Annotated in this window: 4 protein-coding genes and 2 pseudogenes; 3 read left to right on the top strand and 3 right to left on the bottom strand. The window is 72.3% G+C overall.

Going from position 1 to position 10,733, the window contains the following annotated elements:
* Both ACFVVA_RS33985 and ACFVVA_RS33980 read right to left on the bottom strand, forming a co-directional pair.
* A partial coding sequence (locus ACFVVA_RS33985) for a trypsin-like serine protease (RefSeq protein WP_387694592.1) occupies nucleotides 1–1,470 on the bottom strand: 1,470 nt, incomplete at its 3' end.
* A 772-nt stretch (nucleotides 1,471–2,242) separates the two neighbouring features.
* A complete protein-coding gene (locus ACFVVA_RS33980; protein ID WP_387694591.1) occupies nucleotides 2,243–4,966 on the bottom strand; it encodes a GNAT family N-acetyltransferase in 2,724 nt (907 codons plus the stop codon).
* Between the two features lie 175 nt (nucleotides 4,967–5,141).
* Here ACFVVA_RS33980 and ACFVVA_RS33975 point away from each other — a divergent pair, with 175 nt between their 5' ends.
* From ACFVVA_RS33975 to ACFVVA_RS33965, 3 genes and pseudogenes are all read left to right on the top strand, one after another.
* The gene (locus tag ACFVVA_RS33975; protein WP_387694590.1) at nucleotides 5,142–7,505 is read left to right on the top strand and encodes a glycoside hydrolase family 65 protein; all 2,364 of its coding nucleotides are present in this window, start codon (nucleotides 5,142–5,144) and stop codon (nucleotides 7,503–7,505) included.
* Between the two features lie 286 nt (nucleotides 7,506–7,791).
* Nucleotides 7,792–9,333, top strand: a complete 1,542-nt coding sequence (locus ACFVVA_RS33970; RefSeq protein ID WP_387694589.1) for an MFS transporter — start codon at nucleotides 7,792–7,794, stop codon at nucleotides 9,331–9,333.
* A gap of 97 nt (nucleotides 9,334–9,430) precedes the next feature.
* Nucleotides 9,431–9,649, top strand: a pseudogene (locus ACFVVA_RS33965) (transposase); the annotation flags it as partial.
* Between the two features lie 144 nt (nucleotides 9,650–9,793).
* Here ACFVVA_RS33965 and ACFVVA_RS33960 read toward each other — a convergent pair.
* Nucleotides 9,794–10,476: pseudogene (locus ACFVVA_RS33960) on the bottom strand (IS5 family transposase); the annotation flags it as partial.
* Nucleotides 10,477–10,733 lie beyond the last annotated feature (257 nt).

Genomic DNA, 10,733 nt, shown 5'->3' with positions numbered 1-10,733 from the left:
GACGGCGTTGTCGTCGACCTTGACCCAGCGGGGGTCCCAGGTGCCGGCGCCGTAGTCGACGTTGGTGGTGTGCAAGCGACCGTCGGAGCCGACGATCTGCAGGCTCACCGTGTTGCCACGGGTGGCGGCGGTGATGTCCTGGACACCGCTGGCACCGCCGGGGACGAGCTGCCAGTTGGTCCAGGTGCCGTCGGGCTTGTTGTCGCGCGTGTAGACGTTGAGGTCGGTGCCGATCGCGTAGACGTGGACGGTGTTGTCCGGGGTGGCACTGCTGGTGATGGCCTTGACGGCGTTGTCGTCGACCTTGACCCAGCGGGGGTCCCAGGTGCCGGCGCCGTAGTCGACGTTGGTGGTGTGCAAGCGACCGTCGGAGCCGACGACCTGCAGGCTCACCGTGTTGCCACGGGTGGCGGCGGTGATGTCCTGGACACCACTGGCACCGCCGGGCACCTCCTGCCAGGCGGACCAGGTACCGCCGACCACACCGTCGCGGGTGTAGACGTGGCCGTCGGTGCCGATTGCGTAGACGTGCACGGCGTTGCCGATGGCGACGCTGTCCACGGTGGTCTGGGTGCCGGTGCCGGTGCCACTGTCGGCGATCGACCAGCGGTCGGCCCAGCGGCCGGACCGGTGATCGGTGACGGTGTCCCACAGCGTGGAGTCGGAGCCGAGGACCTGGACGTGGGTACCCGGCTTCACGTCCGCGGTGCTGTAGCGCACCTCCTTGATCCAGGTACCGAGGTCGTCGACGCGGGTGTGGGAGGCGCCGGTGCGGGTCTCGGTCTCACCGAGGCAGCCGCCCTGCCAGGACCGGGACACCACGGCGACCAGTTCGGCACCTGCCGCAGTCTCGCGGATCACGGGGGCGCCGGTGTCGCCCTTGCAGAGCGCCGCGCCGGCGGTGCCGGTGGTGCCTATGGCGGTCGGGTTCACGGTGTCGAGGGTGAAGGCTCCTGAGTGGAGCTTGTCGGGCACCCATTCGGTCTTGGTGCGTCCGTAGCCGGGGACCCGGAGGTTCTCGGTGGTGGCGGGCGCCGTGGTGGCGACCCGCAGTGTGGCGATTCCGTCGATCGGGGTGGCGAGCTTGGCCATCACCAGGTCGCGCTCCGGACGGGCCACCAGCTTCTCGACCTTGCTGGTCGCGCCGGTGCCGGTCGCGGTCAGGTCGGTGCGGCCCACCGTCACGGTGGTGGCCCACTTGGGGGTCTCACCCACCGCGGTCGGCTGGGCGGGGTTGTCGGCGAAGCACGCGGCCGAGGTGATCACCCAGTACCGGTCCACGAGGGCGCCGGTGCAGGCACGGAAGCTGTCGCCGATCGCGATGCGCGCGGTGTAGGCGTACGAGCCGTTGGCGGCGGGGTCACCGGCGGTGGCACCGGCGGGCGGGGTGGCGAACGTGGTCATGGCACCGGCGAGGGCCGCTGCGAGGGCGCCGGCCTTGAGGGCGGGGCGTATGGGCTTGCGGGACAAGGGTTCGGTCTCCGATGGGTGAGAGAGGTTCTGGGCGGGTCAGGGCGTGCGCTCGCCGCTCGCCGACAGCCGGGACCAGATATGGGCTCTGACTGCCTCGTGCTCCGGTGAACGCGGACCCGGTCCGAGGGGGGTGTTGACCTCTCGGTCGGGCCGGTCCGGGTGACGGGCGAAGCCGCCGCCACGGGAGATGGCGGCAGTGCGGTGGTTCAGCCGGTGGCGCGCAGTTCGACGAGGACGGAGCACTGACCGTGGTGTCCTCCGCACTGGCGCTGCCGGATTCAAGCAAAGCAAGTCCTTCGAATCCGAGACAACGTCGGCGTGATTTCTGGCGTTGGCATGCTTGTTCAGCACGAGTGGAGCATGCGTAAAGTATCAGCGCTCACCGACCGTGTCGCCACCGGAATTGCATAATATTCGTCGAACAACGGGATGGTGACTGTTCGTCGACGGCGGAGTGAATCAATGAGACGCCTCCCGCCGTTCCGCACCACAAGCGCACATTTCGGATGATTGAGAATTCGCCCACGTACTCACATTTGACCGGTTTGAGAGGACTTGATTCCGAATCACCTCTTGCGCTCCTTGAGAGCACCAGGCCCCACCAACGAGAAGCGGCGCAGCGAGAGGAGGACCGTCGGACTGCGCCGTGCTTTCGCCGGCCCACCCCCCATGGGCGCTCACCGCCGGCCCGCTCGCCCCGGGGCGGGCCTCGCGTCGAGCCTCCGCGCGCTTGTGAGGGCCTCGGTTCGGATGGCCTCGTCCACGGGGCTCACTCCGCTTCGGCGGCCACGGGGCGGCGCAACCGCCGCAGGTAGGGGTCGAAGGACGGCCGGCGTTCCAGCCGGACCCGGGCGTCCACGCAGAGCGCGCCGTCGGGGCGGAGGATGACGGGGTTGAGGTCCGCCTCGACGAGTTCCGGGAAGTCGTCGGCGAGGCGGGAGAGCCGGGCGAGGACGGACCGGACCGCCGCGAGGTCCACGGCGGGCGCCCCGGTGCTTCCCGTCAGCAGGGGCGCGCTGCGCAGTTCGGTGACCATGGTGGTCAGGTCGCGCTCGCTCAGCGGGGCGAGCCGGGCCGCCCGGTCGGCCAGCACGTCGGCGGCGGTGCCGCCCGCCCCGAGCACCACGAGGGGCCCGAAGACCCGGTCCTGGACGACGCCCGCGAGCAGTTCGACGCCCGGCGCGGCCATCGGCTGGACCACCGCTCCGGCCAGCTCCGGGCCGAATCTCTCCGTGAAATCCCGGTAGGCGGAGCGCACTTCGGCCTCGGTGCCGAGGCCGGTTCGGACGGCGCCGAGCGCGCTCTTGTGCACCTGCCCGGGCCAGTAGGCCTTCAGGGCCACCTTGCCCTCGTGCCCGAGCGTGCGCAGTCCGTTCGCGGCGGCGACCGCCGTGTGCTCGTCGCGGGCCCACACCGCGGTGGTCAGCGGCAGTCCGTAGGCCTCCAGCAGGTCGGCGGTGGACAGCGGGTCGAGCCAGCCGCCGTCGGGGTGGGCGGTGAGGTAGCCGTCGATCAGGCTTCGGGCGGTGCTCCGGTCGCAGTCCGGCGCTTCGGCGGGCGCGGGGGGCGCCTCGGCGAGCCAGCGGGCTCGGTCCCGGGCGTGGGCGAGGGCCCGGGCGGCGGCGACGGTGTCCGAGTAGACGGGCACCATGCCGCCGTCGGCGCAGGTGCGGTACCGGACGGGCACCTGCTGGTCGAGCAGCACGGCGGCGATCGGGACGCGGCGCCGGGCCGGTCCCTCCAGCAGGGCGCGCACCGGATCCTGGGCCGGGGTGGTGCCCAGCGCCGTCGGCACCAGGCACACCAGGATCGCGTCGACGGCCTCTTCGCGTTCCAACGCCCGGAGGAAGAGGGCGAGTTCGGTCGGACCGATGGCCGCCGTGGTGTCCACCGGGTTGCGGACGGAGGCGCCGGGCGGCAGCAGCTTGCCGAGTTCCGTCGGGAGTTCCGGCAGTTCCAGTCCGGCCTCGGCGCAGGCGTCCGCGGCGAGGATGCCGATGCCTCCGGCGTTGGAGACCACGGCCACCGCTCCGCGCGGGGCGGGCAGCGGCTGGGCGCGCAACAGTGCGGCGGCCTCGACGAGTTCCTCGATACCGCGGGTCGCGGTGATGCCGGCCTGCCGGAACAGCGCCTCCCGGGTGACGGTGGGGGTGGCGGCGGCCGCGGTGTGCGAGGCGGCGCCGCGGCGGCCGGCCGTCGAACGGCCGGCGTCGACGGTCAGTACCGGGATGCTCCCGGTCACCCGGCGGGCGGTGCGGGCGAAGGCCCGCGGGTTGCCGAAGGACTCCAGGTGGAGCAGCGCGAGGTCGGTCCGGCCGTCCGCCTCCCACCACTGGAGCAGGTCGTTGCCGCTGACGTCGTACTTGTCGCCGAGCGAGACGAAGCTCGACACCCCGATGCCCAGCCAGGCCAGCCGCGACAGCAGCGCGATCCCCACGCCGCCGCTCTGCACGGCCACTCCGGCGGTGCCGGGCCTGGGGAAGGCCCCACCGAACTCGGCGTCCAGCCGGACGGCCGGATCGGTCTGCGCCATGCCGAGGCTGTTCGGTCCGACCAGCCGCATGCTGTGCCGACGGCAGGCGCGCATCAGCCCACGGGCCTCCTGCGGGCCGAGCCCCGAGGTGAGCACGACCAGGGCCCGCACTCCGGCGGCACCGCACTCCTCGGCCACCGCGGGGACGGCGCCGGCGGGAACGGCCAGCACGGCGAGGTCCGGCACGGCAGGCAGTGCGGAGACCGACGAGTGGGCGGGTGCGCCGGCGATCTCGTCGGCGTGCGGGTTGACCACCCACAGCGGACCGGCGAAACCTCCCTGGTGGATCCTCGTCAGGACCGTCCGACCGACCGAGCCCTCCCGCCGGGACGCGCCGACCACCGCGACCGAGGCAGGGCGCAGCAGCGCGGCGAGGCTGGCCACGTCGGCGCTGCGCCCGCGTTCGTCCACGGCCGAGCGGTAGCGCTCGTCCCTCTCGTCCAGTGGCACCCTGATCCTGACCTCGCCCTGCGTGTACCGGCGCTCGACGGGCAGGCCGAGGTCGGCGAAGACCTGGTGGACGGCGTGGTTTCCGTGCAGCGTGTCGGCCTCGAAGAAGCGGATGCCGGCGGCCCGTGCCGCGTGCACGAGGTGTTCCAGCAGCAGGGTGGCGACTCCCCGGTGGTGCCAGCGGTCGGCCACCGCGAGGGCCAGTTCGGCGGTCTCCGGCGGGCCGTCCAGCAGTTCGCAGTCCGCCTCGCCGACCAGTTCCTCCCCGGCCCGGGCACCGAGCGCCAGCAGACCCGCGCGCGGCGGCCCGCAGAGCCGGTCGGCGGCCTGCCGGGGCGCGTTGCGGCTGACGCCGAAGAACCGCATCCGGCGGCTCTCCTCGGACATCCCGGCGGCGTGCAGGTCGAGCACCGCGCGGTGGTCGTCCGGCCCGAGCGGCCGGAGCTCCACGGTGGTGCCGTCGGCGAGCAGGGCCTCGGCGGTGGCGAGCGGCGGACGGACGGTCGACATGGCACACCTCCGGTCTCCGTCTCCCAGCCTCGGCGCCCGGCCCTGGTCCGGGGAAGGGCCGACCGGCCCCGGCCGGACCGCCGAGCGGCGTGGTCCCGTCGTCCGCAGACTGGAGGCAGACCGGTCGCACGGAGGTCACGTCGTGGCAGCAGACCCGCCCGCGGGGAATCCCGACATGCCGGACCCGTGGACCCTCCGCTACCAGGGCTTCGACCCGGCCGAGGAGGGGCTGCGGGAGGCGCTGTGCGCGGTCGGCAACGGCTACCTGGTCAGCCGGGGCGCCGCGCCGGAGTCGGTCGCCGACGGGGTGCACTACCCGGGGACGTACCTGGCCGGCTGCTACGACCGTGCGGAGTCGACGGTCGGCGGGCACGTGGTGGCCAATGAAGACCTGATCAACTGCCCGAACTGGCTGCCGCTGACCTTCCGCCCGGCCGACGGCGGCTGGTTCACCGGGCCGCCCACCGAGCAGACCCTGGAACTGGACCTGCGCCGGGGACTGCTGACCCGCACCGCCCTGGTGGTCGATGAGCAGGGCCGGCGCACCAGGCTCGTGCAACGCCGCCTGGCCAGCCAGGCCCGGCCGCACTTGCTCGTTCTGGAGAGCACCTTCACCCCGGAGAACTGGTCCGGCCCGTTGGAGGTCCGCTCCGGGCTGGACGGCCGTGTCGCCAACACCGGGGTCGCCCGCTACCGGGGACTGGCCGAGCGCCACCTCGTCCCGGTCGGCCAGGGGGTGGACGAGGGCGGTCTGCTCCGGCTCGAAGCCGACGCGATCGACTCGTCGCTGCGGATCGCCCTCTGCGCCCGAATCCGCGCCGACCGGGAGCACACCGCGACGACCGAGTGCCGCGAGGGCCGGGTGTCCCGCCTCCTCGCCCTGGAGGCCTCGGCGGGCCGGCCCGTCACCGTGACGAAGACCGTCGCCGTGCACACCTCCCACGACCGGGCGATCGAGACCCCGCTGCTCGCCTCCCGTCTGCTCGCCGCCGAGGCCGGCGACTTCGACCAGTTGCTCGTCGAGCACACCGTGCGCTGGGCGCAGTTGTGGCGCCGCTGCCGGATCGAGGCCGACTTCGACGGGGCCGGCCCGCTGCACCTGAACCTGTTCCACCTGCTCCAGACCTGCTCCGAGCACTCCGTCGACCTGGACGTCGGCGTCCCCGCCCGCGGACTGCACGGGGAGGCCTACCGGGGGCACGTCTTCTGGGACGAGCTGTTCGTGCTGCGGCTGCTCAACCTCCGCTTCCCGGAGCTCGCCCGGGCCGTGCTCCGCTACCGCCACCGCCGCCTCGACGCCGCCCGCCGCCGGGCCCGGGAACTCGGGCTGCGCGGCGCGCTCTACCCGTGGCAGAGCGCCCGGGACGGCCGCGAGGAGTCCCAGCAGCTGCACCTCAACCCGCTGTCCGGCCGCTGGCTGCCCGACCACAGTCACCTCCAGCGGCACGTCGGCTCGGCCGTCGCCTACAACATCTGGCAGTACTACCAGTCCACCGGGGACCGGGACTTCCTCGCCGGAGCCGGCGCCGAGATGCTGCTGGAGATCGCCCGGTTCTGGTCCTCCGCCGCCGTCCACGACCCGGCCCGCGGCCACTGGTCCGTCCGCGGGGTGCTCGGCCCCGACGAGTACCACGACGGCTACCCCTGGGAGACCCGTCCCGGCCTGGACGACAACGCGTACACCAATGTGCTGGCCTCCTGGGTGCTGGCCCGCGCCCAGGACGCCCTGGACGCCCTGCCCGGGTACCGCCGCGACGAGCTGCGCGAGCGCCTGAGCCTCGACGCCGCGGAACTGGACCGCTGGCAGGAGGTCGGACGCCACCTGCACGTCCCTTTCCACGACGGCGTCCTGAGCCAGTTCGACGGCTACGAACGCCTCGCCGAACTCGACTGGCCGCAGTACCGGCGCCGCTACCCGGACCTGCGCCGGCTCGACCGGATCCTGGAGGCCGAGGGCGACACCGTCAACCGCTACAAGGCCTCCAAGCAGGCCGACGCGCTGATGCTCTGGTACCTGTTCTCCGCCCGCGAGGTCCGCGACCTGCTACGGCGCCTCGGCCACCCGGCGCCCCACGAGCTGCTCCGCCGCACCACCGACTACTACCTGCGGCGCACCGTCCACGGCTCGACACTCAGCTCGGTGGTGCACGCCTGGGTGCTCACCCGCTGCGACCGCCGCGCCTCCTGGCGCCACTTCCGCGACGCCCTGGTGGCCGACCTGCGGGACAGCCAGCACGGCACCACGGCCGAGGGCGTCCACCTGGGCGCCATGGCGGGCGCGGTGGACCTGCTGCAACGCTGCTACACCGGCCTGGAGGTCCGCGAGGACGCCCTCTGGCTGGACCCGCACCTGCCCTCCGCCCTCGGCCGTCTGGAGCTGGACCTGCGCTACCGGGGCCACTGGGGCCTCACCCTCGCCGTCGACCGCCGCACCGTCACGGTGAGCCTGCGCCAGGACCGCCAGGAGCCGGTCCGCATCCGGCTGCGCGGCACCGAGGCGACGGTCCGGCCCGGCGAGACCCAGCACTTCCGGCTGTGAGCGGCGCGGGCCCCGCCGGCGCCCGGACCAGCGACGGACCACTGCGCGCCGCCGAACTCGACCGAGCCCGCGCATGGGGCGCCGGCCTGGTCTGATCCCGACCGAGCCGCCAGCCGCCCGTCCCCGACAGCCCGGTTCCGCACCGATGGACGGTGGCGGCCGGGCAGCATGAGCATGTCCGTAATGAACGATTGTGTTCCCTATGCCCCGGGGATACCGTCGGTAGTGGTGAACGAAATCCGCCGCCTGTCCGCCGTTCACCCCCGAACCCATTGGGGGACCTGCCATGGCCACCTCGCGCGCCCTGGCCGAGGCTTCGCCCGCGACCGCACGTCGGGGCCAGCACCCGGGGATAGCCCTCACCGTCATCGCAGCCACCCAGCTCATGGTCGTTCTCGACATCACGATCGTGAACATCGCGCTGCCGCACATCCAGCAGGCGCTGAAGTTCAACACCACCGACCTGTCCTGGGTCATCAACGCCTACACCCTGACCTTCGGCGGGTTGCTGCTGCTCGGCGGGCGCGCCGGCGACATCCTCGGGCGGCGGCGGGTGTTCATGGTCGGCGTGCTGGTGTTCAGCCTGGCCTCGCTGCTCGGCGGCGTCGCGCAGTCCTCGGCCTGGCTGCTGGCCGCCCGAGCCTTCCAGGGCGTGGGCGGGGCCATCGCCTCGCCGACCGCGCTGGCGCTGATCGCCACCAACTTCAAGGAGGGCCAGGAACGCAACCGGGCCTTCGGGGTCTACTCCGCCGTCGCCGGAGCCGGCGGCGCGATCGGACTGCTGCTCGGCGGCATGCTCACCTCCTGGCTGTCCTGGCGCTGGGTGCTCTTCGTCAATGTGCCGATCGGCATCGCGATCGCCCTGCTGGCGCCGCTCTACATCAACGAGTCCGAACGCCACCCCGGCCGCTTCGACCTGACCGGCGCCTTCACCGCCACGGCGGGCATGGTCTCCCTGGTCTACGGCTTCATCCGCGCCTCCGACCACGGCTGGACGGACCCCGTGACGCTCACCGCCTTCAGCCTCGCCGTGGCGCTGATTGCGGCCTTCGTGGCGAACGAGCGGCACGCACGACAGCCGATCATGCCGCTCCACCTCCTACGGGAGCGCAACCGCTCGGGCGCGTACACGCTGATGCTCTGCGTAGCCGCAACAATGTTCAGCATCTTCTTCTTCATCACCCTGTTCGTCCAGGAGATCCTCGGCTTCAGCCCGCTGCGGGCCGGCTTCGCGTTCCTGCCGATCAGCGTGGCCATCGTCGCCGCCGCCCAGTTCGCCGCCCGCAACCAGCTGCGCTGGGGCCCCAAGCCCTTCCTGGTCACCGGCTCGCTGCTGGTGCTGAGCGGGGTCGCCTGGGCGACCCAGATCGACATCGACAGCACCTACGTCGGCGGCATCCTCGGCCCGACCCTGCTGTTCGGCTTCGGCATGGGCTCGATCTTCGTCCCCGCCACCCTCACCGTCGTCTCCCACGTCGCCCCGCACGAGACCGGCGCCGCCACCGGCATGCTCAACACCACCCAGCAGGTGGGCGGCTCGCTCGGCCTGTCGATCCTGGTCACCGTGTTCGGCACGGCCAGCCGCAACGAGGCCCGGCAGCAGGCCGGGGCCTTCCTGCGGCAGGCCACCCCGCAGCAGCTCGCCCAGGCCCGGGCCACCGGCCGGCTCCCGGCGCCGTACTCCTCGCAAGTGCTGGTCCACGGCATCGCCAGCGCGTTCCAGATGGGCCTGGTCTTCGCGGCGCTGGCGGTGACGATCGCAGCGTTCGTCATCAAGATCCCCAAGCCGATGGCACCTGTCATTCCACAAGGTCACCACACCCGATGACCAGGCTTTCCAACGACGCCCAGACGGAATAAGAACTCCCAACGAAATGATCTTCGAGGTGGTTGGATCACTCCGGGACCGTTGATCGGGGTGCGGGGTGGCTCGACCGAAGCCGTGGAAAGTCGATGACGAGTTGTGGGCTGTGATCGAGCCGCTGCCGCCCAAGGTCAAGCGCCGGACCCGGCATCCCGGGCGCAAGCGGCATCCGGACCGGCTGGTGTTCCAGGGCATCCTGTTCGTCCTGCACACCGGGATCGCCCGGGAACACCTCCCGCAGGAACTCGGCTTCGCCTCGGGCATGACCTGCTGGCGCCGCCCGGCTGGGCCCGGTCACTGTTTTGCTGACATGCTCTTGTCCCCTTCACCTTTCGGATCCAGGTGAGTCATCCGGCCCAGGAACCTCCTTCCGAGTATCCCTGGCTGAGCCAGGGATACAAACAGAGCGCCTCGTGGCGCACAACGCGCGCTCCACCACCCACCGGACCTTGCCCAGCCCGGAACCGTGGGCGACGCCGCGCCGGGCGATCAGTGGTTTGATGCCGCGCCTCCACAGCGGACGGCGGTACTTGTCGAAGTCGTAGCCGCGGTCGGCGTACAGGCGCCGGGGTTTGCGGCGGGGGCGTCCGCGCAGGCCCCGGATCGGCGGGACGGCATCCAGCAACGGGAGAAGCTGGGTGACGTCGTGCCGGTTGCCGCCGGTGAGCGTGATGGCGAGCGGGGTGCCGTGGCGGTCGACGATCAGGTGGTGCTTGGAGCCGGGGCGGGCACGGTCGACTGGCGAGGGCCGACGTGCTCTCCCCCTCTGAGGGCCCGGACGTGCGAGCCTTCCACGGCACAGTCGTCCAGGTTCAGTTAGCCCGCGCGGCGCAGTTCGGTCAGCAGGGCGGTGTGCAGGCGCGGCCAGATGCCGGCCTCGGTCCAGTCCCGCAGCCGGCGCCAGGCCGTGACTCCGGAGCAGCCCACGGTTTCGGCGGGGACGTCGCGCCAGGCAACGCCGGTGCGCAACACGAACATGATGCCGGCGAGAGCCGCCCTGTCGGGTGCGCGAAGTCGCCCGGGATGGCGGCGGCGTCGGGTGGGAGCGGGTGGCAGCAGCGGGGCCACCCGCTCCCACAGGTCGTCCGGAACAAGATCGGCGCGCACCGGGACACCCTGCCGACCAAGTCGGCGAGTGCAAGGTCCAAGACTCGGAACGGAAGACCTGGAGGAGGACGTGCGAGCCCTGGCTCTTCCCCTGAATCTCCGGTATGCCCCCGTAATAGGTGGTGGCGTTCGGGCGGGGCGGGCCCGGGTGGCGACCCGGGCCCCGCCCCCCGCGGGAGAAAAGTTTTTTGTTTTGGTGTTGACCGCCGGTTGTCGGGGCGGGGGGAGGCAAATTTTTTTGGGCGGGGGCGATGAGG

Origin of the sequence: Kitasatospora sp. NPDC058048, assembly GCF_042885555.1 — a bacterium.
GTDB classification, from domain to species: domain Bacteria; phylum Actinomycetota; class Actinomycetes; order Streptomycetales; family Streptomycetaceae; genus Kitasatospora; species Kitasatospora lactacystinica.
This window is presented reverse-complemented; position numbering and strand designations above follow the sequence as displayed.

Excerpts from the sequence above, each read along its gene's own strand:
- ACFVVA_RS33970 (WP_387694589.1), top strand. The coding sequence starts at position 7,792 with ATGGCCACCTCGCGCGCCCTGGCCGAGGCTTCGCCCGCGACCGCACGT.
- ACFVVA_RS33975 (WP_387694590.1), top strand. The coding sequence starts at position 5,142 with ATGCCGGACCCGTGGACCCTCCGCTACCAGGGCTTCGACCCGGCCGAG.
- ACFVVA_RS33980 (WP_387694591.1), bottom strand. The coding sequence starts at position 4,966 with ATGTCGACCGTCCGTCCGCCGCTCGCCACCGCCGAGGCCCTGCTCGCC.